Genomic DNA, 24,991 nt, shown 5'->3' with positions numbered 1-24,991 from the left:
TCAGGCGAAAAAGGGGAGATTTTAGCGTGAATTTACGGCTTAAATGTCTCGATCCATTCGCCGATTTTCATGTTGTTCACGCCTTCATACTGCACAACTTTTGACAGATAAGGCTCAGCCTTGGAGAAATGAAAAAGAAGCTGCACGCTGATTAATATGACCGCCTGTACGACAAGAATCTTAAATAATAACCGTTCAATTGTTTTCATAACATTCCTCCGCTGCCCGGAAAGTTTATGGCACCGGGCATGTTCAATTTTCACCGGCGGACGTTCCGCCCATACGTTCAGTATGGAAATGTTTAGGACGAATTATTCCGAATGTTAAAAAGGAAAAGGCATGTATCCGCCTTTTCCCTCTGATCTATCGTTTTACAAATCGTTATATATCGGTTCTGCACTTTTCATTTTTTGGACCTTCTCTTCCGTGCCGTCTTCGGTATTGATAAACATGCGGAATGTATCATTTTCAATCGTGCCGAGAATTTCGTAGCAGAGCACTTCTTGTGAAAGCTCGTTTGTGACTAAAGCAAGGCGCGTCTCCTGAACCTTTACGTTGGGATTCAGGCTTGCTTTCGCTTTTTCAAGCGTTAATTTCGGCTTCGGCAAGTCTCTTTTTTTATGGGAGATTAAGAAATCCTTTGCATTAAATCCGGTAATTTCGCCGTCGTCAAGCGCGACCTTGATGCGGATGCTGTCCGGATAGAGCCAGACGCCGTCCTGGACCGGAACAAACGAAAATACGCCGACGCCGTCGTATTGCGAGCTTTCATCCATCTTCAGGTCTTCGGTTTTATAGCCGTTTTTTTTCAAAAATTGAAGGGCTTTGTTCGACGCGTCGTTCAGGCTGATTTTTTCATCTTTAATTTTTTTGTTTTGGATCAGATAAACCGGATATCCGCCTTTTTCGGTAATGTCCATATAAATATCCGCTTTTTGATCAGGGTCCTGCATGCTGATGCTGTATACATCCCTGTTCGTTTTCTTGCCGCTTTTCGACACTTTGATATTGTAATTTTTGTCCTGAGCGAATTTTTGGGCAATCTTGCACGCTTCTTTTTCGGTTATTCTCTTGCCTTTTAAATGGTCGTACCCTTGCTGCTCTTTTTTCGTGTTCGTCATCTCTGTCGCGCTTAAATCCGTATCAGAAAACGCACTTGCGCTTTTTTCAACGGTTTTAAATCCATTAATGATCGTATTGTCGCTTTGTTTTTGGCCGGACGCGAGCGCAAGCTCTACATCCATCCATCTCAGATTTTTGTCTATAATCAAATGCTGGACATTACGCAATTCATTTTGTATATCCTTTGAATTTTCATATAGCTGATTTAAAGAAGCGTACTCTTTTTTATTAAGCGGCTCTTTGTCAAGGTCGCGCACGGCTGCTTTGTAGCTGAAATCTCCGACCTTTGCCAAAAATTCTTCTGTCTTGTTAAACGGCATTAAGGTCAGCGGCAGCTGGCTGACATTGTTATGCGCTTCAGAAGTCGTCTTCCATACTTCCGCCAAGGCGGGAGACAGGGTTTTTTTGCTGTTCATCGCAAGTGTGCTCCCGATTTTGTCATGCAGCTGATCCACCTGATAAGTTAAATCGTGAAATGCCCTTTGATAGTTGTTTTCGGCATGAAGCAAAACGGCGTCTTTCTCCTGATGTTCCTTATAGCCCCAATAGCTTGTTCCGACGATGGCGACACCTAAAAGTGCGATTAAAATTCCTCTGATCATTTATAGCACCTCGCTTTTATTCACAGAAAATGTGTTTACCGATCCTTTTAATTTGTGGTCTGCCCCAAATCCATGAGCTAGTGGCCGTGTCAGGGTTAAAGTAGTAAGTCGCATTTTCTGACGGATCCCAGCCATTGATGGCGTCAAGAACGGCTTTTTTCGCCGTTTCATCCGGGGTCATGTAAATCTGTCCATCCGCGACAGCTGTAAATGCAAGCGGTTCAAAGATAACACCAGCCACCGTGTTCGGGAAGGTAGGGCTGTCGAGCCTGTTTAAAATAACGGCTGCAACAGCAACCTGGCCGTCATACGGTTCTCCGCGCGCTTCACCGTAAACCGCTTGGGCCAACAGATTGATGTCGTTGTTCGAGAAACCGCCCGGCATGTTGGCTGCAACGGCATCCTGTTTTTTAGGCGCCTGCTGTTTAGGTGCAGCCTTTGGCTGCGCTTGTTTTTTCGGCTGTGCAGGAGCGGCCTGCTGCTTTTGCTGCGGCTGCTTTTGGGCAGTGCCCTGCTGCTGTGCGCCCTGCTGCTGTCTTGCTTCCGCCTTTTTTCTCGCCTGCTGCTGCACTTCTTTTGAAGGCTTCGTCTGATACTTTAGCGGCAGTCCGCCGTAATGTGTAAATTGGTTTCCTTTTCGAAGTTGTCTGTGCACGTAGTCGCTGTAATATTTAGTATGATTGATTAAAAATCGTTTTGTTTTCGGCCCGACCAGGCCGTCTGTATCCTTTAAGCCGAACTGATTTTGGAAATTGCGGACGGCCCAGTATGTCGCCCATCCGTATACTCCGTCAATTCTGCCATTGTAATAGCCGTTATATTGAAGCCTTGCCTGCAGTTCAATCACATCATCCCCTGTCGCCCCCCGCTGTATCACCTGTTCAGAAAAGGCAGCGCTTTTTTGACTGAATGGAAGTGAAAGACTGGTTGCCATAATGGTACATAAAATGACATTCAAACAAAAAGAACCTTTCGACTTCATGTTTTAAGCCTCCTCCAGCATTTTTGTACCCATATCTTTTGTAGAGAGGCAGATTTTATACACGCTTTCCTTTCTGTTTCAACTTTAGGTAAATATGCCGGACAGAAAATGAAAAAAACCGCCTATGCTCGAGGCGGCTATTGCTGAAGAGACTGCCCGCCGGCTTTGACGGAACGGGCTTTTTTTGCTTTGCGCAAGCCGAACCACCAAAGAAACGCCATAAAGGGCAGCATAAAATAAATCCAGTTTTTTAAGGCAAGCAGAATATAATCGTAGAGACCGTGAAGCAAAGCCGGAATAAAAAGCGAGCAGAACAGCCATTTCATCTTTGTTTTACTTGAGGAAAAACGGGCTTTGCCGATGTAAAAGCCCATGATCACTCCGAATAAGGCATGGCTGGAAACCGGAAGCAAAGCGCGCATAAAAGCGTACTCCACCCCGTTCCCGATGAGATACAATATATTTTCAAGCGTCGCAAACCCCAATGAAAGGCTTGTCCCGTATACGATCCCGTCATAGTGTTCATCAAAATCGATATGCTGAAAAGCGCTGACCATCAGCAAAAACCATTTTAAAAATTCTTCCAAAAAGCCGGAAGTTAAAAATGAAACGACAAAACTGCCCTCAGAAATGTGTTCTTTTTCCAATACATACTGGATAAACATCGTCGGAAAAACGAGCAAGACCCCCAGTATAAAAAGGCGGATGACCATATGAATGGGCTCGGATTCATATTTTTCCTTTAAGTAAAAATACATTAACAGTGCGATTCCGGGAGCTAAGCCTGCTGAGATAATTCCGAACATGAGGAAACCTCTTTCCTTTTCATCTCATTCTATCCTACCATGATTCTGATTGTTTTGAAATTGAAAAAGAACGGGCCGCCTAGTAGCAGAATTTGTCTTTTATACCTTCTTCATAGCTTGCAAGAAGGACGGCCAGTTTCATTCTCGCTTTTTTGCTGTCATAATCCTTGCCTAAGATGACCCCTTTTTTTGCGAGGTCATAGCTGCTGCCCGCATAGTCATAGGTCGTATACACTTCGCCTTCCTCTGCGCTCGTCGTGATGACGATATAAACGCCCTGATGTAAAGCTTGCTCAATATCGCCCACCATATTCGGCGGTACCTGTCCCCTTCCGACTCCTTCAAGGACGATCCCTGCTGCACCCTCGCGGACAGCGGCTCTGATAAACTTGCCGTCTCCATCCAGATAGCATTTGACGATATCCACTTCAGGAAGCGGTCTTTGCAGCTGATGAACATCCCGCTTTAATGGCTTTTGATAAACGTATACTTTATCATTGTCAATAATCCCTAAGTAACCGAAGCCGAATACGTCAAAACCCTGCAGATTCGAAGCGTGCACTTTTTTTACGTAGCGCGCGTTGAAGATCCTCTCGTTAAAAACAACGACCGTGCCGGCTCCTTTTATATCTGGGCTGCACGCTGTATAAACGGCGTGTCTGATATTTGTATATGCATCTGTTCCTTGCTGCTCGGGGGCTCGTTGTGAGCCTGTGACAACGACCGGCCTCTCATCCTGCAAGGTTAAATCTAAAAAATAAGCGGTTTCTTCAAGCGTGTCCGTACCATGCGTCACAACCACGCCGTCATAGCTGCCGTCCTGAAAAACGCGTTCGACGGTTTGTTTGAGTTCTAGTAAATGCTGAAATGTAATATGCATACTCGGAAGCTGAAACGCCGGATAGACATCGATCTGGACATCTTCCGGCAGGCTGCACATTTCAGCTAATTCAGGACCGCTGATCGCCCCTGCCGCAAGCCTGCCGCTTTCAGTTTTCCGGCTGGCGATCGTTCCTCCTGTTGTAATAAGAGCTACTTTCTTTTTCATGTCAGGCTGCCCCTTTTCATGTTGATCTGTGTGCCGATAAAAAAAGAGAGCACATCTATATATAGAATATGCTCTCTTTTGCCTGATACAAATCATAAAATATTGGTTTTATATTCGTTTAGCAATTTCAGCTGCAATTAAGCCGCCGTGAAAACGTCCGTTTTCAATGAAGATTTCATTTGTGTTGTTCCCGGCCGCAATAACGCCGGCGATGAAGATGCCTTCTTCGTTCGTCTCCATCGTTTCTTCATTAAAGGAAGGACGGCCCGACTCCGCGTCAATTTCGACTCCCATTTTTTGAAGGAAGCCATGATCAGGGTGATAGCCTGTCATCGCGAATACAAAATCATTTTTGATCTTGGTCTCTTTTCCGTCGACAGAAAAAATCAGCTCTTCTTCCGTAATTTCTTTGACGACCGCCCGGAATTCCATTCTGATTTTTCCGTGCTTGACAAGCGAAAGGAATTCGGGAAGGATCCATGGTTTGATGCTGGAGGAATATTCGTTCCCTCTGTACAGAACGGTAACTCTTGCGCCCGCTTTAACGAGCTCCATCGCCGCGTCGACGCTTGAGTTTTTCCCGCCGATAACCGCAACATCTTTATCAAAATACGGATGAGCCTCTTTAAAATAATGGAACACTTTCGGAAGGTCTTCTCCCGGGACGTTCATATAGTTCGGGTTGTCATAATATCCCGTTGCGATCACGCAAAATGACGACAAATACGTATCCTTTGATGTTTCCACGACAAATTGGTTATTTTCTGTTTTTGTGACGGATTGAACTTTCTCAAACGCGTTGATCCGCAAATTTTTCCGCTTGGCGACTTCCCTGTAATAAGAAAGCGCCTGATTTCTGACCGGCTTGTGATTTTCAGTAATAAAAGCGACATCGCCAATTTCAAGTTTTTCGCTTGAGCTGAAAAAGGTTTGGTGTGTAGGATATTGATAAATGCTGTTGACGATGTTTCCTTTTTCAATGACGAGTGCATCTATTCCGATCTCTTGCATGTGAATAGCTGCTGAAAGCCCGCAGGGGCCACCGCCGATAATGATCACTTTTTCTTCTTTCATGTTCCGTTCATCTCCTGTCATATCGGGCAAATCAAAAAATCTCCTATTTTATGATAGGAGATTTTTTGGGTTGTTGCAAATGTTTGAACCTATATCCAGCCTCTGAAGCGGGATGCTTCCGCCATCTTGCGGACGCCCACCATATAGGCTGCAAGCCGCATGTCGATTCTGCGGTTGTGCGCCATTTCGTAAATATTGTTGAACGACTTGACCATCATTTTTTCCAAACGTTCTTCAACTTCTTCTTCAGTCCAGTAGAATCCCTGGTTGTTTTGCACCCACTCAAAATACGATACGGTTACACCGCCGGCGCTTGCCAGCACGTCCGGTACAAGAAGAATGCCGCGGTCGGAAAGAATTTTCGTCGCTTCGAGCGTCGTCGGGCCGTTGGCTGCTTCGACAACGATTTTCGCCTTGATGTTATGGGCGTTTTCCGCGGTAATTTGATTTTCTATTGCAGCCGGCACCAGAATGTCGCATTCCAGTTCCAGCAGTTCTTTGTTTGTAATGGTGTCATTAAACAGCTTTGTGACCGTCCCAAAGCTGTCCCGGCGGTCAAGCAGGTAATCGATGTCAAGCCCTTCAGGATCATACAGGCCGCCGTATGCATCAGAAATGCCGACAACTTTTGCACCCGCGTCATACATGAATTTCGCAAGGTAGCTTCCCGCATTTCCGAACCCCTGCACGACGACAGAAGCTCCCTCAATGTCGATGTCTTTCTTTTTCGCCGCCTCTTTAATGCAGATTGTAACCCCTTTTGCTGTCGCAGATTCTCTGCCGTGAGAACCACCTAAAACGAGCGGTTTGCCGGTAATGAAGCCCGGCGAGTTGAATTCGTCGATTCTTGAATATTCGTCCATCATCCATGCCATGATTTGAGAATTGGTAAATACATCGGGAGCCGGCACGTCTTTTGTCGGTCCGACAATTTGGCTGATCGCCCGGACGTACCCTCTGCTTAAACGTTCCAGTTCAGGAAAGGACATATCCCGCGGATCACAGATGATCCCGCCCTTTCCGCCTCCATATGGAAGGTCGATGATGCCACATTTCAGACTCATCCAAATAGAAAGCGCTTTAACTTCTTTTTCTGTAACTCCCGGATGAAAACGGATGCCGCCTTTTGTCGGCCCTACTGCATCATTGTGCTGGGCTCGGTAGCCCGTGAAAATCTTAACAGATCCATCGTCCATGCGAACCGGAATTTTCACCGTTAAAAAACGGATCGGTTCTTTTAGTAATTCATACACCTCTTCAGGATACCCCAATTTTTCAAGCGCCTTATGTATCACCGTTTGCGTTGATTTCAAAACGTCATGTGTGTTTTCTTCAGTATGACCGGTGTTTTGATCGGCTACCATTATAAGTTAACCTCCTAAAGTCTTTCTGGCATGTTGTCCTTTCAGAGAATAGTATACACCCTTGCACTAATCATGCAAAGAACAATCAACCATTTTTCGTGAAAATATTCGAGAAAAATCTTTTTTTTATATTCTTATTTTCGGCAGAAAAAAACTGCTGTTTAACACAGCAGAATATCTTTTTTGAATGCGGGCTATTTGAAATATGTCTGAATGGTCTGAACGGCATTGTTTTCCATGATTTTCTTTCCGTATTCCTGAAGCCTGTAAATCGTTAAAGTCGTCGGATTCCCATATTCGGCTAAAATCGAAATCACGCCGTCAGCCTCATGGGAGTCAAAATCGTCGAGACTTAAGAAATACCTGTCTTCATAGTGGTAGACTGTCCCGCCTTGAATACCGATGCGGTCCAGGTTTTTGGAAAGTTCAATCAGATGCTCAAACGTTTGAAATTCATATATAATGTCAACACTTTCGCCAAGTTTGACTTGCATTTCAATATAGTCCTCATCATACTCATTATCGTCTTCATCTGTTTCTTGATTTTTTGTGACAATGATGACCATTCCTTGTGCTTGAAGAGAATACACTTCAACAGCGATTGGGCCATTCGCTTCGAACCCGAGCTCTGTATTCGCTTCGTTCATCATGTCTTTAAACAGCTGCTGAACTTTAAATGAGTCTTTCCAAAGGTCTTCTTTCGTCAGCCCCCGGTCTGTCAGATCGTCAAGTGTCAGAAAGATTTTGATCTTATTATAATTTAGACGCTCAAGCCGCATAACGTTCCCTCCTGCCTCTTCTTGCACACATCATATATCTTATTATATGGAGATGATGAGTCATAGGTTCTTAATTTTGATACCAGTTTACACTGTGTTTGGGCGGAAGACAAGCACAATGCCGCCTTTTCGTTCCTTTTCAGTGAAAAAGCATCAGTTTCCTTCCATGCAGGGTTCCGGGACCAGCTTAATCAGATGGGTTTCCGGCCTCGCTCCCAGCCGTAGCGGAAGCTTCGATGTGCCATAGCCGTTGCTGATCAAGTACGGCGCCTGATGAACGGTTCCGGTTCCTCCGATTTCACAGAGCCCGAATCTGCCGAGGCGAATCTGTCCTCCGTGGGTATGACCGCTCAATATGAGATCAATACCGTCCGTCTCCTGTATTTGATGATGAATCTCCGGATTATGTGACACAAGGATGGTCGGAAAATCCTGCTGCACGCCTCTGAGCGCTGCCGGGTAATCATCCAATTCGAGCCTGATGTCATCCACTCCGCAAATATTGACGGCTTGTCCTTGATGGTCATGCAAAACCGAAGCATTGCGCAAAGGCGTTACGCCGTGTGCCCTGAATATTTCCTGCAGCCTTTCCTGATCAACTTCATAATCGTTATTTCCCCATACAAAATACGTTTTTCCCAAACTTGAAAGCCTTTTGATATTTTCTTCAATTCTCGAATAAGGAACGCCGCCCTCCGCTAAGTCGCCGCCGATCAAGACGAGCTGAACCCCGTGTTCTTTCACTTCACGAATAATGTCTTCACTGACTGTCCGCCTATGAATATCCGAAATAAAAAAGACGGTCAATTCGTTATTTAGGCGCCTGAGCGAAAACTCGGCTTTCAATACCCGGTTTTCTCGCGCGATACCTGACATTTTCCACACTAAAGCAGCAAAACCGATGAAAACGGCCGAAGCCAGACTGAGCCAATAGATCATGTGCATTCTCCAATCTGTTTTGTTTATCATAAGACGGCTTTATGCAAAAAGACGTTTCTTTTAATAAGAAAACGTCTTTTTTATTTGCTTTCGAAATAAAGATTAATGTCATACTGCTGTTTCATGATCTTAAAAACCGTTTCCCTTGATTTCCACTCTTCAGGCTGGGGCCATAAATCCGTGCTTTTCTGAATAATCTCGCATCTCAGCTTATGAAATTCCCCTTCTGCTTTTTCTTCCTTCTTTTTAAAATAGTAAGCGGTGCTGTATGCAAAAGCGGCCGACAAAATCCAAAGCAGGTAGACGGAGTCATTCAGCAAGCCGGAAAGGAAGCCGTTTTGCCCGAGCCCTTTTGACGCTGCAAACAAACAAAACGAAACCGCACATATCGCCGCCAGCACCTGCCACCTGAATGTCTGTCTGGCATAGTTTTCGTACTTTTTCTTCCTTTTAATTAAGGCGCGGAGCATTTGTTTCGTCGGTTCGTCCGTAAAACGGTTCAGCTCTTCAAGCTCGCTTCCCACAGTCCTCACACCTTGTCCTATTTGATAGTACAATGTATATGTATTCGCGGGCAAAATCATGCCATTGTTAATAAATCGGGATATTCAGAACCTGGCCGGCGTAGACATTGTTGCCTGATAATTGATTATAATTGCGGATTTTTTCCTCTCCTGACCGGTTCTTATAATATTTCATTGAAATCCGATAAAGCGTCTCTTTTTCGCCAACCGTGTGCTTCAGCACCTTTTTGGGCTGCGGCGCTTGCTGAACTGGCGGCGTTTGAGCTGCGCTTGCCGTTTTCTTCTCTTGTACCGCAGGCTGCTTCGGTGCGGTAGGCTTCTTTGCAGCGACAGGCTTCTCCTCAGCTTTTTTTGCCTCTTTAGGCTGCTCTTTTTGCTTTTGCTCGTCTTTTTTTGACGGTTCATCCTCTTTATTTTCCGATTGTTTGCTCTCTTTCAGCTTTTCTTCTTGAAGGGCGGCGGCTGTATGCTGCGAAGCCGCCTTTTGATCCGCTTCTTGTTCACCGTTTTGATTTTCATTCGTCATTCCCGTCTCACCGGATTTGTTTTCATAAAACACATTATCATACTGATCAGAGTTGGAATCGCCGCCTTCGCCTTGATTCAGCATGTACATAAACACCACGAAGACGATGATCGGAATGAAAACAAACATGACTGCAAGTGACGTGAATAGCGGATTTCTGTCTTTATTCTTTTTTTTGCTGTGCTTCTTTTTTTTATGATATGTCTGCCTGGAAGGAATGTCATCATCAGGTGTCTTCAGTTCAACAGCCGCGGCCGCCTCCCGGCTTATTTCAGCACGGGCCTTCTCCTGCTCCTTCTTCTTCCTCTCTATCCTTGACATCTCCGTCATGCGAACTCCTCCTTACGTGTTGAAAACGAATCTGGCACGCAAATACAACATCGATCAAAAAGTGTGCCGTAACAGGAACGAATAAATTCCCTGTCCATTCAAAGCTCAATCCGAGCAAAAAGCTGATGGACACAACCATTACAAACAGCAGCCATTTTTTCAAATAACGAAAATGCAAAATCGCGAAAATAATGCTCGCTGCCCAGAGACCGAAATGCGTCTGGATAACGCCTCTGAACAATATTTCCTCTGCAAATGCAATGAAAAGGGTAAGAATCACGATATGCGGGTACGAGCGTTCACGAAAAAGCTTTTCATTTATCCCTTCATCGTCATACATATGCTTCGGAGCCCATTTCATCACCATCAGGTCGGCGATAATCACGAGAGCCGCGAGCGGCGCCCCGTACTTCAAGATGCTCAAATCCGATGGATTCCAAAGCGACAAAAAAGCGTCTGCATCATCAAATAAAAAGATGCCCATCAATAATGCGGTAAAAAGCATCAGCATCTGGGAAAAATAGAGCTGTTTCAGCATTTCCCTGTCTGACAGGCGACGTATAATTTCCGACTGTTTTTTCAGCATACACGATCACAGCTGGCGGCAAAAATGGCATCTAATTCTTCTTCCCACGCTGTCAATTTGTTCATAGACGGACGGTCTCCTTTGACTTCGTATGCTTCAAGACTTAAACCGCAGGATGTACAGCACGCTGTGTCATCCGTTTCCAGCGGTTCTTTTTGTTCATTAAAATAAGCGAGCAAGCTTTCCCTGAAACACCCTTCGCTTTCGGTGACGGCGGCGAACCCAGCCGCTTTTTTCAACTTGAGCTCCCTGCGGCTGTCCATCTCCCTCTGAATGGCCGCCCGGCCGTCGCCGCCCAGGTGATGCACCTTCTGATAAAGATGTAGAAAATGGCGGGCTTGCGTTTCTGATAAACCGGCCTGCTGCAGAACTTCCCGCCGGCTTCGCTCATCTTTCACTCCGGCAAGCTTTTCGTATAAAAAGCCGATATCACTTTGAGAGAGAGCTTCCATTTGAATGAGCTGCTCCTGGATTTCCTCGTCTCCCGGAGCTTTCAGCAAAATGCTGACGCTCTGCTTTCCATCCCTGCCCGCACGTCCGATTTCCTGCAGATACGCCTCTGTCGTCTGCGGGAGGCTGAAATGGATCACATATCTGACATCAGGCTTGTCAACTCCCATACCGAAGGCGTTCGTGCAGCAGACCACATCAAGCTGGTTGCGGATGAACTGCTGCTGAATCAGCATCCTGTCGCTTGCCTCCATCCCGCCATGATAAAATCCCGTTCTCAATTTTGTCTCATCACGAAGCTTGTCAGCCAGTTCTTCAGCCCATTTTCTTGTCGGGCAATAAACAAGACCGGGACCTTGCAGCTTTTGAACCAGCCCTGTCAGCCGCTCCGTCTTCTCAGCGGTATCCCGCAACTTTTCAATATGAAGCGCAATGTTCGGGCGATCAACGGAATGGATCAAATAATTGGCGCCTTTAAGCCCCAGCATATTGGAAATGTCCTTCAATGTCGCTTCGGTTGCCGTCGCTGTAAGTGCCAGGGTGACGGGATGACCGAGGAGTGCCTTGATGTCTCCAAGCTTCGAATAATCAGGCCTGAAATCATGCCCCCATTGTGAAATACAGTGAGCTTCATCAACGACAAAAAGGCTGACATTGAGCAATTGAAGCTTTTTCAGCATTTGGCCGGACTGAAGCGCTTCTGGTGAAATATACAGATATTTGAGGCTGTGAAGCCGACTTAATACGTCATTTTTTTCTTGGTGTGTCAAAGCGCTGTTCAAGGCCGCAGCCCGCTTCTCTCCGCGCATCTTTAATTGCTGCACCTGGTCTTCCATTAAAGACAAAAGCGGTGAGACGATCAGGACGGTTCCGTCTTTCAACAGCCCGGGAAGCTGGTAGCACAGCGATTTCCCGCCTCCTGTCGGAAGCATCGCCACCGTGTCCCGCCCCTCCAGCACGCTTTTGATGATCGTTTCCTGGCCGTTTTTAAAAGTATGATAACCAAAATACCGGCGGAGCGCCTGATGAAGTTTATCCATTCCTGATCACCGTTTTCGACAGGGCCAGGCGGATTTTAAAATAACTGTAGCGGCCGCCGAGCCCCTCTTTAATTTGTCTGATTTTATTGGTTTGGTTCGCTTTCGCATAATCGGCAATGATTTTCTGCTCCTCTTTCGACACGTACTGATCGATGGAAAAAGACGGATCATGAATGGCAATTTCCACAATGTGATCCTCGATCGTCGCCGATTTCAGCTTTCGAATGTCTGCGATCCGCTCTATTGTATGCCCTTCTTTTATAAGAAAAAGCGTTTTTCTCGTCGATTGTGTCAGGCCATCCTTTAAAGGAATGTCCTGAATGAGCGTTTGAAAAAGCGGACTTTCACCATTTTGGGCGGATTGAATAAAATGATGCAGAACATCCCAAAACAGTGCATATATGTACCACTCATCAAGGTCCATTTTTTCGGAAAGCTGTCTAAATGTATAGCCCGCTTTTGCCCCGGAAGTCAGGGAGTGGACAAAAATAGCGGCCTGTTCATCATCGTTCAAAACAGACAGCTTCTCTTTCAGCTCATGGTGGAACTGGGCTGCTGTTTCAGCGGCATTCCGGTTTCTTAAATATTGTTTAACCCAGTTCTGAATCTGATAATCTTTTACGATCGGCAAATACACGCGTTCGCGGTAAAGTTTGTTGGAGAGCACTTGTATCAAAAGCGACATCCTTGCCCACATGATTTTGGCTGCCGCCTGATAATAGCCTCCGTGAAAATGGCAGGGCCACGGGTAAAGGGCAAAAAAGCCGGCAAGTTCCGCTTCTCCTTTTTCGGTGACGATGTAAGCGCCGCTTTCCGCTTTTTCTCTGACCAAAGACTCCTGTTTCAATCGCTGAACGCTGACTGTCACCTGCTCTCTGGACAGAGCCGAACAAAAGCCGAAGTATTTTGAAACGGCAAATAAACCGGCGTCCTGTATCGTCTGTGACGACCTTTTTCCTTTTAATAAATGATAGACCGCGCTTGAAGAACGCTCACCCTTCATGGATGACAGAATGTCGAGCACAATGGCGTCAAAAAAATGAACCGGCATATCATCACCTACAATCTTCCGGCAACATTCGATCTTTTCTTCTTTTTATTTTAACAGATTTTGCGGAGAAATCGACGTTTAAACTCATATAAAAGGGGTATGTTAGCAGTAGAACCCTTGTGTGATAAGCATTCTCAATATTTTTGAGTTGAAATGTAAGATTAACACCATTACAATAAGGAATGGGAATAGGTTTCATATCGGATAGATAGAGGGTTAAACCATTTGTTCCAACGAAGAACAATCTGGGAGGTTTTTTATTCATGCCAAAATATACAATTGTAGACAAAGATACGTGCATCGCATGCGGAGCTTGTGGTGCTGCGGCTCCTGATATTTATGATTACGACGATGAGGGAATCGCATTTGTCACCCTTGACGACAATCAGGGTGTCGTCGAAGTCCCTGACGTCTTGGAAGAAGACATGATGGACGCGTTTGAAGGCTGTCCTACAGATTCGATCAAAGTTGCGGATGAGCCGTTCGAAGGCGACCCGCTTAAACACGAATAAAGCAAAAAAACATCCGGTGCACAAAGTGCCGGATGTTTTTTTATCAGATAAGCAGTGCTTCGCCAACAAGCAAAAAGAAGCCGGCTCCTTCTGCAGCTGAAAATGCCCGGCACTGTGCCGGGCATTTTCATGTCTATTTATTTGGCGGCCATGCGGACGTTTTCCTTCAGCCGCGGCTTCAACGAAAGGAAAATCGGCGTGGACACGAGAGCCACAGCGATGCCTTTGATGAAATTAAATGGCAGGATTCCGGCCAAAACTGTGGTTTTGAGCGCTTCTCCCGATAGCACTGGAGCATTTAAAAACCAAGTGTAGGCAGGCAGAAACAATAGATAATTTAAAATGCTCATCGAAACGGCCATCACAAGCGTTCCTGCGAAAAGAGCTGTGACAAACCCTTTGGCAGAATTTGATTTTTTAAGCAGCACAGCTGCCGGCAGGATAAACAATGTTCCGGCAATGAAGTTAGCCGCCTGATCAATCGGAACGCCTGAGGCGCTTCCGGCAATAAAGTAATTCAGCACATTTTTGATCGCTTCAACGGCAATTCCGGCTCCCGGACCATACAAAATAACAGCGAGCAGTGCCGGGATATCACTGAAATCGATTTTTAAATACGGGAATGCCCCCAAGATCGGAAAGCTCAGCATCATTAAAATAAATGCGATGCTGCTCAGCATGCTGATTGAGACGAGACGTCTCACCTTGTTGTGTTTCATTTTGTCACTCTCTCCTTTTCGATCACATCTCACGAAAAGAGGAATGGTTCTTTCCCCTGCCCTAAACAAAAAACCCGCTTTATTGAAAAAGCGGGGCTGTTTTACAGACAGGTCAAATAAACGTTTGAAAATATCATTTCAAAACGCACGGAACCTCCATCTTCTCCCATCCAGACTATACTGTCGGCTTCGGAATCGCACCGAATCCTGCCCCTTAAGAGGCTCGCGGGCTTAGAGCGCTTGCTCATCACCGCCGGTAGGGAATTTCACCCTGCCCCGAAGATTGATCTTATTTATTTTTGATACTGATATTATTATAAATGAATTGTGAAAAAATGTACAGATTCAAAGCTTATTAAGCTGTTTTGGGACGTCCTTCAGGATATTTCGGCAAACTCACTTTTCCCACACGCTAAAAACCGCACATTCACAGTTATTTCATTTTTAATTTTCGTCTTTCCGCGCGAAACTCATTGACACCCTTTATGGAATATGGTAAATTATCAGATATTTATGACGCTTATTTAGGAGGAAATCTTACATGTTTCGAGTATTGGTCTCAGATAAAATGTCCAGCGACGGCCTCAAACCATTAATGGAAGCAGATTTTATTGAAATTGTAGAAAAGAATGTTGCGGAAGCGGAAAACGAGCTTCATACGTTTGACGCTCTCTTGGTGCGGAGCGCCACGAAGGTGACCGAAGAATTGTTTAAAAAGATGACTTCGCTAAAAATCGTTGCCAGAGCAGGCGTCGGCGTCGACAATATCGATATTGACGAGGCGACAAAGCACGGTGTCATCGTCGTAAACGCGCCAAATGGAAATACAATTTCAACTGCTGAACATACTTTTGCAATGTTTTCAGCGTTAATGAGACATATTCCGCAGGCAAACATCTCCGTTAAATCAAGGGAGTGGAATCGTTCGGCTTACGTCGGTTCAGAGCTTTACGGAAAAACACTCGGCATCATCGGAATGGGCCGCATTGGAAGCGAAATCGCGAGCCGCGCAAAAGCGTTCGGCATGACCGTTCATGTATTTGACCCGTTCCTGACTCAAGAAAGGGCAAGCAAGCTCGGCGTTAATGCGAACAGTTTTGAAGAAGTTCTGGCATGCGCCGACATTATTACGGTTCATACCCCGCTCACAAAAGAAACGAAGGGACTTTTGAACAAAGAAACCATCGCAAAAACGAAAAAAGGCGTGCGTCTCGTGAACTGTGCAAGAGGCGGCATCATCGATGAAGCGGCGCTTTTGGAAGCTTTGGAAAGCGGACATGTCGCAGGCGCTGCCCTCGACGTGTTTGAAGTCGAGCCTCCGGTCGATTCAAAACTGATCGATCATCCGCTTGTGGTCGCGACTCCTCACTTGGGCGCTTCAACGAAAGAAGCCCAGCTGAATGTTGCTGCACAAGTTTCCGAAGAAGTCCTTCAGTATGCGCAAGGAAATCCTGTGATGTCCGCGATCAACCTTCCGGCCATGACAAAGGATTCATTCGAAAAAATCCAGCCTTATCATCAGTTTGCCAATACGATCGGAAACCTTGTGTCCCAGTGCATGAATGAGCCTGTTCAAGATGTAGCCATCCAATATGAAGGCTCTATCGCCAAGCTTGAAACGTCATTTATTACGAAAAGCCTTTTAGCCGGATTCCTGAAGCCGAGGGTCGCGGCTACCGTCAACGAAGTGAATGCCGGCACTGTCGCGAAAGAGCGCGGCATCAGCTTCAGCGAAAAAATTTCTTCCAATGAGTCAGGCTATGAAAACTGCATTTCTGTGACTGTCACCGGAGATGTGACGACATTCTCTTTAAGAGCGACGTACATTCCGCACTTCGGCGGTCGCATCGTTGCCTTAAACGGCTTTGATATCGATTTTTATCCGGCTGGACACCTTGTGTATATTCACCACCAGGATAAACCGGGGGCTATCGGCCATGTCGGACGAATTTTAGGCGACCATGACATCAACATCGCCACTATGCAGGTGGGCCGAAAAGAAAAAGGCGGAGAAGCGATCATGATGCTTTCATTTGACCGCCACCTTGAGGACGACATTTTAAATGAACTGAAAAACATCCCGGATATCGTGTCTGTTAAAGTCATCGATCTTCCTTAATAAAAAGCCCCGGAACCTGAAAGAAATTCCTTTCGGGTTCCGTTTTTTTTAGGAACTCTCCCTGATCTCAAGCAGCTGGCGGGGATAAATCTGCTCTCCTTTCAAATCGTTCCATTCTTTGAGGTGCCGGACAGTAACGCCCATTTTTTCAGCAATATGATGAAGCGTATCCCCTTTCTGCACCACATATGTGCCGGTCTTCGGTTCGTCGTCATGAAGGCGGAGTGTTTGGCCGGCCTTAAGCTTCGAATGTTTCAACCCGTTTATTCTCATGATCTCCTCGATTGATATACCGCTATCCTTGCTGATTTTCCAGAGCGTGTCCCCTTTTTGAACAGTTACCGCACCGCTCATTGTCCCGGTGTTTTGATGAACGTGGACAGAATTTTGCCGGAACGCTTCTTCACGAAGCACCGTCAGCGGATTGATTGCATATCTTTTATCTTTAGTCCATGAACCGTGATGCATTTCAAAATGCAGGTGGGTTCCGGTCGATATTCCCGTATTGCCGATGATTCCGATTTGCTCGCCCTTTTTCACCCGTTCTTTTTCCTTTTTCAGGCGTTTGCTTAAGTGGGCATAAACGGTTTCATATCCGTTGTCATGTTTGATAAATATCACGTGGCCGTAGGAGTCCGATTGATACGATTTGCTTACCGTTCCGTCTGCGGCTGCCGCTACAGCTTCCCCTTCAGGAGCGGCGATGTCAAGCCCCTTATGCTTTCCGTTTCTCGTCCCGAATTGATCTGTGATCTCCCCTTTAATCGGTTCAATCCACTCTGAAGCTGCCGCCCCCGGCGTGATGACGAGAAACGCAAGCCCCGAAAGCCATGCGATCGCGAACAGGAAGTTTTGCTGTCTGAGTATCTTCAAGGTTTTCCATATCCTCCTATTACAAGCATCTGCGGTAATATTCCCCCCTATTCGGAGACAGCTTAGTATACTTCCAAATCAATACATTTTATACATCAAAAAAAGACTCCTCGCAGGGAGTCTTTTAGCTTTCTATCGTTATCGGATTCGGTGCGTACGGAACCTGTACAGATTTCGACAAGTCATAGGCACCGACCTTGGTTGTGGATGCATTTTTAAATTTCACTTTTGTGAACCCGAAATCTTTGGCGGTCAATAGAAGGCCTTCAACCATCAAAACGTCTTCAGGTTTATTTTTAATATTCGCGGAGGAAGAAAATTGAATGATCAGTTCTTTTCCATTCTTTTGAATATCTTCAATCTGCGTATCATCGGATAGAATGGGTTGTAAATGAGTGCCGCTTTCTTTATTTTTCATCATCTTTATCGCTTCCTGCACCGTTTCGTAAGATTCGCTTGAAGGTGCAAGGAACCGGCGTCCGTCAGAGCTTTCATATAAATAGTAGCCTTTTTGCGTCTGATGCATAATCGCCATATCGGCGAGCATTCCGAATGATTCAAATTCAACGCCAGATTTATCATCGGAAATAAACAAAACAGAATCATATGAACCCCATTTAAAGGTTTCATTGATCACATTTTTCAGCCGTTCGAAATCTTCCACTGAAAGCTCCGGTATTTTTTCATTTACTTGAATCGTCAGTTTTTTACTGTTTTTCTGTTCTTTGAACTTCACCTGATCAAGATAAGATGTATCAAATGATGTAAATTGGTCCACTTTAAGCCGGCTGTACGCGTGAAGCGCATCTTCAAGATTCGTCATGCTTATGCTTTTCTCGAGACTTATCGGGACAACGACAGACTTGGACTCATCAAGGAAAGCGAAGGTGATATAGTCGTCTTTTTGATTCTGGGAGACGACATACGTATTTACAGGTTCAGACTTGGCAGCATCAGCCTCCGTCTGCACCAATTTTCCGTCAGAAGAAATGTTGGCGTCGGCGCTGTTTTGAGATCTGATCTGTTCGATTAATTGAGGAGTGATCAGCATCAGAAGAAAGAGAACCAAAACTGTAGCAGCAAATGCGCCGACCCGTTTTTTCGGTGATTTACGCTTTGGTGCGAGAATCAGCTTTTGATAGATCTGATTTGCCGAACGATTATCCTTAACCGTTGGAAGTTGGCTTAGTAACGCCTTCAGCCGTTCTTCGTTCCATTCTGACTTCTTCATTCTTTGGATCCTCCTTCAAAAGCTCCATCTGTTTACGAAGCACTTTCAGACCGCGATGCTGAGTGGTTTTTACCTTGCTTTCGGAAAAATTTAAGGCTTTTGCTGTTTCACTGATCGAATACCCTTGGATAAACCGCAATACGATAACGGATCTTTGATCAAGCGTACACTTGTCAAGGGCCTCGAAAATTTCCTTCAGGTTTTCATTCTGCATCACGATGTCCTCAGGCAGAGGCTTGCGGTCTTTTACATCTTGTTTCTCCCAGTCAAACGTCCCCAAAATCCGCTGGCGGATCGTCTGCTGCTTTCTGAACCAGTCGATCGCAACGTGCCGCGCAATCGAAAGAAGCCAGGTTTTTTCACTGCTTCTGCCTTCAAATGTTTCATAAGAATGCAGGACGCGGATGTATACTTCCTGAACTAAGTCTTCTGCCTGGTTTTTGTCTTTTACCATATAAAATAAAAACTGAAATAAATCCTGATGATACTGATCATATATTTTCTGAAAGGTTTCTTCCACCTGAAACCCCTCCGTTCAATTTATTGTCGTTTGTCAATCTTAAAAGGTTACATTACAACTATTACAACTATATTACGAACATATGAAAATGGAAAGGGGGTTTAACTAAAGTTAAGCTTAATTTTAACTTAACAAGCATAAAAGCACCCGTTCTAAATGAACAGGTGCCAAGCTATAGGAACTTCCGCTTTCTCACTAAGCTGTGTTCGTATACTCATAATCGGAACGTTCCTTAAGGCGGATCCTTTGAAATGGACTGATTTTCATCCGTTTATGACTGTAAGTCCAATTGTTGGCGAAGCTTTTTGGAAATCTCCTTTCTCTTTTCGTCAGTCACCAGGTGATACCATAGGCCGTCAACTTTTTTATCTTCACCCTCAATTTCTATCTGTTTAATATCCTTGGCAGCTTCTTTATAAGAATGTTGAATATCGATCATCTTGTCCAGTGTTAAGTTTGTTTTGATGTTTTTTTCTAAAGCTGTCAAAATCTCTTGGTAGTTTGTTAATGATTTTAATTGAGCACCTTCATGAATGATTTCATTGATGATCTCACGCTGACGCTCTTGACGTCCAAAATCACCGCGGGGATCGTCTTTTCTCATCCTAGCATATGTCAAAGCAGTTTTGCCATTAAGATGCTGCTTCCCTTTTGACAGATGCACGCCTTCAAGGGTGAAATCAATCTGATTATCCACCGTAACGCCGCCAATTGCATCTACAATATCTTTAAACCCATCCATATTGATTTTAATATAATAATTGATTGGAATGTTCAAAAATTGTTCTACAGTTTCAACGGTCCCTTCAATTCCTCCATAGGTGTAAGCCGAATTCATTTTCGAAAATTTATTCTTCGATTTGATAAACACCCTTGTATCACGCGGAATACTTGTCATTGTCGTTTTCTTTGTCTCCGGGTTAATCGTCATCACAATCAGAGAATCCGGTCGTCCTTTATCACCGGGGCGCTCATCTATCCCTAATAAGAGAATGGATATAGGATCGTGCGGAGCAGTATCCTTCTGCTCGGCATCCCGGTGAAGAGGCTCGTACATTCCATTTATTGATTTTGCGACGGTACGGTAAATCCCGTATGAAACCACACTGCCAATCGTTATCACTAGCGCGAGGGCGAACAATATCACATTTTTCATCTTTAGTTTTCTTTTTCTCATTTTCACCATAGTATCCCTTCCTTGTTCATGCATCTCATATTTTTTAATTCCATCTGAACATGAACCGGTTTGATCGAATCATGCATTGGCTTCATTTCATAACCGTTTTCTTGGAAGTATTTCAATAGTTTCTCCAAATGGGCGGCAGTCGTCGGTTTTTCATGCATTAATACGACAAGCGGCTCAACTCCGGAAAGGTTATTGACTTGCTGAATCACATTATTCACGAATTGACCGTTCGTATTTGCAGATTTCCAGTCCTCTGAATCAACAGTCCAATCCCAGAGGTTAAAGTGGTCGCGCTTAATGACTTCTTGAAATGGACCGGTAATGTAAGGCTTTGATCCGTAAGGCGATCTGATCAAATGTGTGTCAACGTTGGTCGTTTCTTTGATCGTTTTCAGCGTATCGTTCATTTCTGCTGCAAAGCTTTCAGGAGATTTATAGATTTTCGATACTTGATGCGTCACTCCGTGAGAGCCGACAGAATGGCCGTTTTCAACCATTTTCTTCACTATATCGGGATTTTGTTCAATATTCGGTTTTAACATGAAAAAAGTAGCTTTTGCATGATACTTATCGAGCAAACTTAAGATTTTATCTGAAGCCGCAGGATTCGGCCCGTCGTCAAATGACAAATAGACGACCTTTCCGATTTCCGGCGCTGTTTGCTTGTTTTCTTTTTTCTCTGCTTTATGTTTGCCTCCCGTCACCGGTGCTGAAGCGGCGGAATTTTCTTTTAGCGGTTCCTGCTTTGGACCGGCAAGTACATTCCAAGAAATGCATAACAAAGTGACACCCAGTACAATCAACATACCCAGCACTAATTTTCCTAGTGCGCTCAATTTATGATCTTTTTTTGGTAAATTTTACACTTTTTCCAACTCCTTAAGCTGTAATTATCAATCACTAGGTTTCTTTTAATCTCGTCACATACAAATGACAATTTTTAAGCTGCTATTTTGAAGACAACGTTCTATAAGAAGGATGCTCTTTAAATATAAGGGGAAGATATCGCAGAAGTTCGATCAACTTGTAAACAAAATGTCACAAAAAGAGGAAATACATCATTTTTTGAGGAACAATAATAAGACTTATTACCTTGCGAAAAATAGTGAGAAAGGAATAAACGAGTGAAAAGAAAAACCTTATTTCGGTATTTAACTGAAATAAGGTTTTTTTGCCTGATATTCAAACAGCGGTTATTTAAATGTGATGATATAAGCTTGTTCTTCTAAAAATCGCGCCGATGCACTCTCCATTGAAGGATACTGGTATTGAGCGCTAACGAGCAGGCTGTTGCCGTCCGGACTCCAATATATTTCCGAAGGGATGGTGCCGTGGTATATCGGTTCTTCATAGAGGATATTTTTCCCCTGAAGCTTGCCTGCATAGATATTTTCTTCATCCTTCAAAGAGTAAGCGATTTTCTTTAAGTCGTTTGAGAATTTAAAAACAGTTACTTTTTCGAGCAAAGCAGAAAGCTCGCCGTTTCTGCGATCATATTCGTACAGGGTTTCTCCTGTGTCCAGGAATACAAATTGATCATTGTTTAACCAAACCGGCCCGCCGCGGCTGTCCAGACGCTTGTCCTGGATTTTAATGCGGTTGCCGTCAATCGTTCCCATTCTGATTCCGTACTCGTCGGAACGCTGCAACTCGGTAAGCAGAAAATCTCGTCCATTATCAGAGATGTTAACGCCCGTAAGCGAGTTTTTCTCCGCAAAATCGTTCAATGTATACGTTTTGAGCGTTCCGGAAGCCGTATCATAAACACGAAGGCTTGTCTGATTCCCTTGTCCGGCATCTAAAACGAGGTAACAAACGTATCTGCTATTATTTGACCATGAAACATCTTGGACATAGACCTCATTGCTGGCGGAGATGCTGGCGATTTCCGTTTTTTTACCGTTCGCAGGCGAAAACAGCAGCATGGATGCCTTATTTAATCCCAAATTGACTCCAGCGATACGCTTTCCGTCTGGAGACATTTTTAGGTTGGACATATTGCTTTCAATGCCTTTTACGATTTCGGCTTTTTCATAGGGGGAGGAAAGGCGCTGAAGACTGCGCGCCGTACGTTCAGATGTCCCATCTCCCTTGAAAAAACCGACTACGGAATCCGGTGAAGACCAGCCAAGCAGCTGCCCTGCTTTTGGAAGGCGATAGATCGTATTGACTTGAAAAGGGCGGGTCTTCTGGTCACCGACATGATTGTCTTCCTCGCTTGGGATGATAATCGTTTCAGATCTTTTTCCGACATTATAACTGGACACGATAATGACCAGAAACAACAGCACTCCTGCCCAAATGATAAACGGTTTGTTTTTCATCATTTCTCAACCTTTGCGTAAGCTAATTCAACATGAATCACTGTTTGGTTTTCCTTGTAGTACATCTCGATTGTTCCTCCGTGTTCGTCAACAATTGTTTTCACAATGCTTAATCCCAAGCCTACACTTCCCTCTTCCTTAATCTTCTGATTGACTGAATAAAAAGGCTGGAACATTTTGGAGTGTTGGTCATTTTCCAATGGAGCACTTGGATTCTTGAATGTAAAAAGAATGTTTTCTCCAATGATTTCGGCCTTAATGATGATTTCCGAATGAGATAAGCTGTATTTGATGGCGTTGTCCAGCAGATTGATGAAAAGCTGGCGCAGCCTGCTCACATGACTGTGAACGTACAGGCCATCTTCAATGTCACAGGTAATTCTTTTCTTATACCGTTCTGCCCGAAACTTCATCGATTCGCAAACATCTTTTAAAATTTCCCCTGCGTCGACCCTGTCAAATTGAGCGCCTTTGGATGTTTCCCGGGATACTTCAAGAAGCTTGATCACCAAATTGTGCAGGCGTCGGCTTTCTTCAACAATATGGTTCATTCCTTTATCAAAAAAAGCCCGATCCGATTCCCCTTTATTTTTTATGATCTCAGCATATCCTTGGATAGAGGTCAGAGGTGTTTTCAGCTCATGCGTCATATTGTCAAAAAATCGTTTTTCTTGTTCGTTCAATTCCTTTAGACGATCGCGATCCCTTTCGATGGTTAAAATTTGTTCTCGAATCCTGCTGATCATATCGTTAAAGTTGACGGCAAGCTGGCCGATTTCATCTTTTCTATTAAAGTGGATATCCATATCCAGCTTGCCCTTCTTGACTTGCGAGGTGGCATCGGTCAGCTTGACGAGCGGAATCGTGATATGTCTGGACAGGATATAGGAGAAAAGGAACGCCGCCACAAATATGGCAAGCGCGATGTAAAAAACAATATCCAGAACCTCTCCGCTTTGCTTATACAGCAAGTCGAAATTTTTCGAAAAACGCAATATGCCTACTTTTGTGCCTTCAACGACAACCGGATATGAAAAAAACACTTCTGCTTTGTTGCGATTATAGGTGATATGATAGGCAGTCTTTCCTTTGATCGCCTGTTTAAGATCTTCATCACTCCCTCGGGAAAACGCCTTCTGATCAGAAGAAGACAACAATGCACCATTCACGGTATAAACACCGACATTGCTTCCTGTAGAGTGATTCAAATTATCTACCATTTCATCGGCCATATCACCGAAATAAAGTTCATTGTTTTTATAATGATTGATTAAAAATGCCTGGTTTACATAGACGATACTGTTTTTTTTCAATTCGACTAAATCCGATGTTACAATTTTTTCATTACTCGACCAAATCACGTTCTTAACCGTGTGATTGAGCACAAGGAAAGAGAGAGAAAAAATCAGAAAAAAGCCAACAATAAATTTGCCCTTGATGGTCCGTAACACTCTCTACTCCTCCTGCTTCTCGAATTTATATCCGATACCGAACACCGTTTTAATCAAGTTGCTTGCATCAAGCTTTTTGCGGAGTCTTTGAATATGGGTATCAACTGTGCGGGTGTCACCGAAAAAATCGTACCCCCAAACGAATTCCAAAAGCTCTGAACGCGTGAAAACTTTTCCCCGATGGTCAACCAAAGTCATAAGCAGATCATATTCTTTAGGAGTTAATTCGACGGCTGATCCGTCTTTTTTCACCAGTCTTTCACCCGGAACGATCACAATATTTTTAAACCGGATCTCATCCTCTTTTTCCGTTTCCCGTTCGTTCACATGATAGGCTTGTTCCAGACGCCGAAGGATCGTGCGGATTCTCGCGACAACTTCGCGCAGATCAAACGGCTTTGTTATATAGTCGTCGGCCCCGAATTCCAACCCGAGTATTTTATCCGTGATATCTGATTTGGCGGTGATCATCAGGATCGGAATATTATAGCTTTCGGTCACAGTTTTGCAAATATCCAATCCGCTGCAGTCAGGCAGCATCCAATCGAGCAGCAGAAGATCAGGTTTGAACTGATCTAATTCCTTCATGCCTGAGGAGCCGCTATTGACCGTGCACGTTTCAAAACCTTCGGACGTCAGCCCGTATGAAAGCAAATCAGCAATTGCTTCATCATCTTCAATAATCAGTATTTTGGTTTTATCCATAAAGTCATCACTCATTCCTTGTTTCATGCTTATTTTTCTAAAAATCTCGTTTGTTTCTCGCATCCTTCTAAAGAGATGATACATAAATCCAAACCAAACTCTTCATTTGGCGGTCCGCAATTGGATCG

The 24,991-nt window shown here is 44.4% G+C and carries 25 protein-coding genes and 1 riboswitch; of the genes, 2 read left to right on the top strand and 23 right to left on the bottom strand.

Annotated elements, in window-relative coordinates:
• Window positions 1-32 precede the first annotated feature (32 nt).
• From ACVC9U_RS07220 to ACVC9U_RS07155, 14 genes are all read right to left on the bottom strand, one after another.
• On the bottom strand, window positions 33-209 hold the full coding sequence (locus ACVC9U_RS07220) for a YpfB family protein (RefSeq protein WP_023857462.1): 177 nt from the start codon (window positions 207-209) through the stop codon (window positions 33-35).
• 162 nt (window positions 210-371) lie between these two features.
• Window positions 372-1,724 carry a germination protein YpeB gene (gene ypeB, locus ACVC9U_RS07215; RefSeq protein ID WP_441390413.1) on the bottom strand — a complete coding sequence of 451 codons (1,353 nt, stop codon included), beginning with the start codon at window positions 1,722-1,724 and terminating at the stop codon, window positions 372-374.
• A 16-nt stretch (window positions 1,725-1,740) separates the two neighbouring features.
• Window positions 1,741-2,658 (bottom strand): spore cortex-lytic enzyme, encoded by a 918-nt coding sequence (gene sleB, locus ACVC9U_RS07210; protein ID WP_371268733.1) that lies wholly within the window; start codon window positions 2,656-2,658, stop codon window positions 1,741-1,743.
• Between the two features lie 185 nt (window positions 2,659-2,843).
• Window positions 2,844-3,512 (bottom strand): glutamic-type intramembrane protease PrsW, encoded by a 669-nt coding sequence (prsW, locus tag ACVC9U_RS07205; RefSeq protein ID WP_023857465.1) that lies wholly within the window; start codon window positions 3,510-3,512, stop codon window positions 2,844-2,846.
• Between the two features lie 79 nt (window positions 3,513-3,591).
• Window positions 3,592-4,560 (bottom strand): asparaginase, encoded by a 969-nt coding sequence (locus ACVC9U_RS07200; protein ID WP_020451978.1) that lies wholly within the window; start codon window positions 4,558-4,560, stop codon window positions 3,592-3,594.
• 108 nt (window positions 4,561-4,668) lie between these two features.
• Window positions 4,669-5,634, bottom strand: coding sequence for a YpdA family putative bacillithiol disulfide reductase (locus ACVC9U_RS07195; RefSeq protein WP_441390410.1), 966 nt, complete (start codon window positions 5,632-5,634; stop codon window positions 4,669-4,671).
• Between the two features lie 89 nt (window positions 5,635-5,723).
• On the bottom strand, window positions 5,724-6,998 hold the full coding sequence (locus ACVC9U_RS07190; protein WP_020451980.1) for a Glu/Leu/Phe/Val family dehydrogenase: 1,275 nt from the start codon (window positions 6,996-6,998) through the stop codon (window positions 5,724-5,726).
• A gap of 194 nt (window positions 6,999-7,192) precedes the next feature.
• Window positions 7,193-7,777 carry a genetic competence negative regulator gene (locus ACVC9U_RS07185; protein ID WP_020451981.1) on the bottom strand — a complete coding sequence of 195 codons (585 nt, stop codon included), beginning with the start codon at window positions 7,775-7,777 and terminating at the stop codon, window positions 7,193-7,195.
• Window positions 7,778-7,930: 153 nt separating this feature from the next.
• On the bottom strand, window positions 7,931-8,716 hold the full coding sequence (locus tag ACVC9U_RS07180) for a metallophosphoesterase (RefSeq protein ID WP_326455500.1): 786 nt from the start codon (window positions 8,714-8,716) through the stop codon (window positions 7,931-7,933).
• A gap of 80 nt (window positions 8,717-8,796) precedes the next feature.
• The gene (locus ACVC9U_RS07175; RefSeq protein ID WP_276578966.1) at window positions 8,797-9,186 is read right to left on the bottom strand and encodes a YpbF family protein; all 390 of its coding nucleotides are present in this window, start codon (window positions 9,184-9,186) and stop codon (window positions 8,797-8,799) included.
• Between the two features lie 121 nt (window positions 9,187-9,307).
• On the bottom strand, window positions 9,308-10,096 hold the full coding sequence (locus ACVC9U_RS07170; RefSeq protein ID WP_441390408.1) for a LysM peptidoglycan-binding domain-containing protein: 789 nt from the start codon (window positions 10,094-10,096) through the stop codon (window positions 9,308-9,310).
• Window positions 10,038-10,682 carry a CPBP family intramembrane glutamic endopeptidase gene (locus ACVC9U_RS07165; RefSeq protein ID WP_145653144.1) on the bottom strand — a complete coding sequence of 215 codons (645 nt, stop codon included), beginning with the start codon at window positions 10,680-10,682 and terminating at the stop codon, window positions 10,038-10,040. The genes ACVC9U_RS07170 and ACVC9U_RS07165 overlap by 59 nt, the downstream gene beginning before the upstream one ends.
• Window positions 10,676-12,172: a RecQ family ATP-dependent DNA helicase gene (locus tag ACVC9U_RS07160; RefSeq protein WP_145653142.1), complete on the bottom strand. Its 1,497-nt coding sequence runs from the start codon at window positions 12,170-12,172 to the stop codon at window positions 10,676-10,678. Before ACVC9U_RS07160 ends, ACVC9U_RS07165 begins: the two co-directional genes overlap by 7 nt.
• A complete protein-coding gene (locus ACVC9U_RS07155; RefSeq protein WP_145653140.1) occupies window positions 12,165-13,223 on the bottom strand; it encodes a YpbB family protein in 1,059 nt (352 codons plus the stop codon). The genes ACVC9U_RS07160 and ACVC9U_RS07155 overlap by 8 nt, the downstream gene beginning before the upstream one ends.
• A gap of 263 nt (window positions 13,224-13,486) precedes the next feature.
• Between ACVC9U_RS07155 and ACVC9U_RS07150 the strand changes: the two genes are divergently transcribed.
• A complete protein-coding gene (locus tag ACVC9U_RS07150) occupies window positions 13,487-13,735 on the top strand; it encodes a ferredoxin (protein WP_003183064.1) in 249 nt (82 codons plus the stop codon).
• Window positions 13,736-13,872: 137 nt separating this feature from the next.
• On the opposite strand, the gene ACVC9U_RS07145 is transcribed toward ACVC9U_RS07150, so the two are convergent.
• Complete coding sequence (locus tag ACVC9U_RS07145) at window positions 13,873-14,454, bottom strand: ECF transporter S component (protein ID WP_145653138.1); 582 nt, start codon at window positions 14,452-14,454, stop codon at window positions 13,873-13,875.
• A 154-nt stretch (window positions 14,455-14,608) separates the two neighbouring features.
• A riboswitch (FMN riboswitch) is annotated at window positions 14,609-14,742 on the bottom strand.
• A 253-nt stretch (window positions 14,743-14,995) separates the two neighbouring features.
• On the opposite strand from ACVC9U_RS07145, the gene serA reads away from it, so the two are divergent.
• Entirely contained in the window at window positions 14,996-16,573 is a 1,578-nt protein-coding gene (gene serA / locus ACVC9U_RS07140; protein WP_441390404.1) for a phosphoglycerate dehydrogenase, read from the top strand.
• A gap of 48 nt (window positions 16,574-16,621) precedes the next feature.
• Here serA and ACVC9U_RS07135 read toward each other — a convergent pair whose 3' ends face one another.
• From ACVC9U_RS07135 to ACVC9U_RS07100, 8 genes are all read right to left on the bottom strand, one after another.
• Window positions 16,622-17,446 (bottom strand): M23 family metallopeptidase, encoded by an 825-nt coding sequence (locus ACVC9U_RS07135; protein ID WP_441390402.1) that lies wholly within the window; start codon window positions 17,444-17,446, stop codon window positions 16,622-16,624.
• A gap of 124 nt (window positions 17,447-17,570) precedes the next feature.
• Window positions 17,571-18,677, bottom strand: a complete 1,107-nt coding sequence (locus ACVC9U_RS07130; RefSeq protein WP_441390400.1) for an RsiX protein — start codon at window positions 18,675-18,677, stop codon at window positions 17,571-17,573.
• Window positions 18,613-19,197, bottom strand: coding sequence for an RNA polymerase sigma factor SigX (gene sigX / locus ACVC9U_RS07125; RefSeq protein WP_003183073.1), 585 nt, complete (start codon window positions 19,195-19,197; stop codon window positions 18,613-18,615). The genes ACVC9U_RS07130 and sigX overlap by 65 nt, the downstream gene beginning before the upstream one ends.
• Before the next feature lie 271 nt (window positions 19,198-19,468).
• The gene (locus ACVC9U_RS07120; protein WP_145653132.1) at window positions 19,469-20,383 is read right to left on the bottom strand and encodes an LCP family glycopolymer transferase; all 915 of its coding nucleotides are present in this window, start codon (window positions 20,381-20,383) and stop codon (window positions 19,469-19,471) included.
• On the bottom strand, window positions 20,377-21,189 hold the full coding sequence (locus ACVC9U_RS07115; protein WP_441390397.1) for a polysaccharide deacetylase family protein: 813 nt from the start codon (window positions 21,187-21,189) through the stop codon (window positions 20,377-20,379). The genes ACVC9U_RS07120 and ACVC9U_RS07115 overlap by 7 nt, the downstream gene beginning before the upstream one ends.
• Window positions 21,190-21,576: 387 nt before the next feature.
• On the bottom strand, window positions 21,577-22,710 hold the full coding sequence (locus ACVC9U_RS07110) for a WD40 repeat domain-containing protein (protein WP_441390396.1): 1,134 nt from the start codon (window positions 22,708-22,710) through the stop codon (window positions 21,577-21,579).
• On the bottom strand, window positions 22,707-24,158 hold the full coding sequence (locus ACVC9U_RS07105; RefSeq protein ID WP_441390394.1) for a HAMP domain-containing sensor histidine kinase: 1,452 nt from the start codon (window positions 24,156-24,158) through the stop codon (window positions 22,707-22,709). Before ACVC9U_RS07105 ends, ACVC9U_RS07110 begins: the two co-directional genes overlap by 4 nt.
• Window positions 24,159-24,161: 3 nt before the next feature.
• Window positions 24,162-24,863 (bottom strand): winged helix-turn-helix domain-containing protein, encoded by a 702-nt coding sequence (locus ACVC9U_RS07100; protein WP_441390392.1) that lies wholly within the window; start codon window positions 24,861-24,863, stop codon window positions 24,162-24,164.
• Between the last annotated feature and the right edge of the window lie 128 nt (window positions 24,864-24,991).

It is taken from the genome of Bacillus sp. GM2 (genome assembly GCF_056155945.1).
The sequence above is the reverse complement of the archived record's forward strand: the minus strand, read 5'-3'. Positions and strand labels throughout refer to the sequence as shown.

Bases quoted from the DNA above. Each gene is read 5' to 3' on its own strand.
- ACVC9U_RS07185 (WP_020451981.1), bottom strand. From the start codon at position 7,777: ATGCGGCTTGAGCGTCTAAATTATAATAAGATCAAAATCTTTCTGACA.
- ACVC9U_RS07155 (WP_145653140.1), bottom strand. From the start codon at position 13,223: ATGCCGGTTCATTTTTTTGACGCCATTGTGCTCGACATTCTGTCATCC.
- ypeB (WP_441390413.1), bottom strand. From the start codon at position 1,724: ATGATCAGAGGAATTTTAATCGCACTTTTAGGTGTCGCCATCGTCGGA.
- ACVC9U_RS07165 (WP_145653144.1), bottom strand. From the start codon at position 10,682: ATGCTGAAAAAACAGTCGGAAATTATACGTCGCCTGTCAGACAGGGAA.
- ACVC9U_RS07170 (WP_441390408.1), bottom strand. From the start codon at position 10,096: ATGACGGAGATGTCAAGGATAGAGAGGAAGAAGAAGGAGCAGGAGAAG.
- prsW (WP_023857465.1), bottom strand. From the start codon at position 3,512: ATGTTCGGAATTATCTCAGCAGGCTTAGCTCCCGGAATCGCACTGTTA.
- ACVC9U_RS07160 (WP_145653142.1), bottom strand. From the start codon at position 12,172: ATGGATAAACTTCATCAGGCGCTCCGCCGGTATTTTGGTTATCATACT.
- ACVC9U_RS07180 (WP_326455500.1), bottom strand. From the start codon at position 8,716: ATGATCTATTGGCTCAGTCTGGCTTCGGCCGTTTTCATCGGTTTTGCT.
- serA (WP_441390404.1), top strand. From the start codon at position 14,996: ATGTTTCGAGTATTGGTCTCAGATAAAATGTCCAGCGACGGCCTCAAA.
- ACVC9U_RS07190 (WP_020451980.1), bottom strand. From the start codon at position 6,998: ATGGTAGCCGATCAAAACACCGGTCATACTGAAGAAAACACACATGAC.
- ACVC9U_RS07120 (WP_145653132.1), bottom strand. From the start codon at position 20,383: ATGGTGAAAATGAGAAAAAGAAAACTAAAGATGAAAAATGTGATATTG.
- ACVC9U_RS07200 (WP_020451978.1), bottom strand. From the start codon at position 4,560: ATGAAAAAGAAAGTAGCTCTTATTACAACAGGAGGAACGATCGCCAGC.
- ACVC9U_RS07145 (WP_145653138.1), bottom strand. From the start codon at position 14,454: ATGAAACACAACAAGGTGAGACGTCTCGTCTCAATCAGCATGCTGAGC.
- sleB (WP_371268733.1), bottom strand. From the start codon at position 2,658: ATGGCAACCAGTCTTTCACTTCCATTCAGTCAAAAAAGCGCTGCCTTT.
- ACVC9U_RS07115 (WP_441390397.1), bottom strand. From the start codon at position 21,189: ATGTTGATTGTACTGGGTGTCACTTTGTTATGCATTTCTTGGAATGTA.
- ACVC9U_RS07110 (WP_441390396.1), bottom strand. From the start codon at position 22,710: ATGATGAAAAACAAACCGTTTATCATTTGGGCAGGAGTGCTGTTGTTT.
- ACVC9U_RS07100 (WP_441390392.1), bottom strand. From the start codon at position 24,863: ATGGATAAAACCAAAATACTGATTATTGAAGATGATGAAGCAATTGCT.
- ACVC9U_RS07220 (WP_023857462.1), bottom strand. From the start codon at position 209: ATGAAAACAATTGAACGGTTATTATTTAAGATTCTTGTCGTACAGGCG.
- ACVC9U_RS07130 (WP_441390400.1), bottom strand. From the start codon at position 18,677: ATGAAGAAGTCAGAATGGAACGAAGAACGGCTGAAGGCGTTACTAAGC.
- ACVC9U_RS07150 (WP_003183064.1), top strand. From the start codon at position 13,487: ATGCCAAAATATACAATTGTAGACAAAGATACGTGCATCGCATGCGGA.
- ACVC9U_RS07195 (WP_441390410.1), bottom strand. From the start codon at position 5,634: ATGAAAGAAGAAAAAGTGATCATTATCGGCGGTGGCCCCTGCGGGCTT.
- ACVC9U_RS07175 (WP_276578966.1), bottom strand. From the start codon at position 9,186: ATGCTCCGCGCCTTAATTAAAAGGAAGAAAAAGTACGAAAACTATGCC.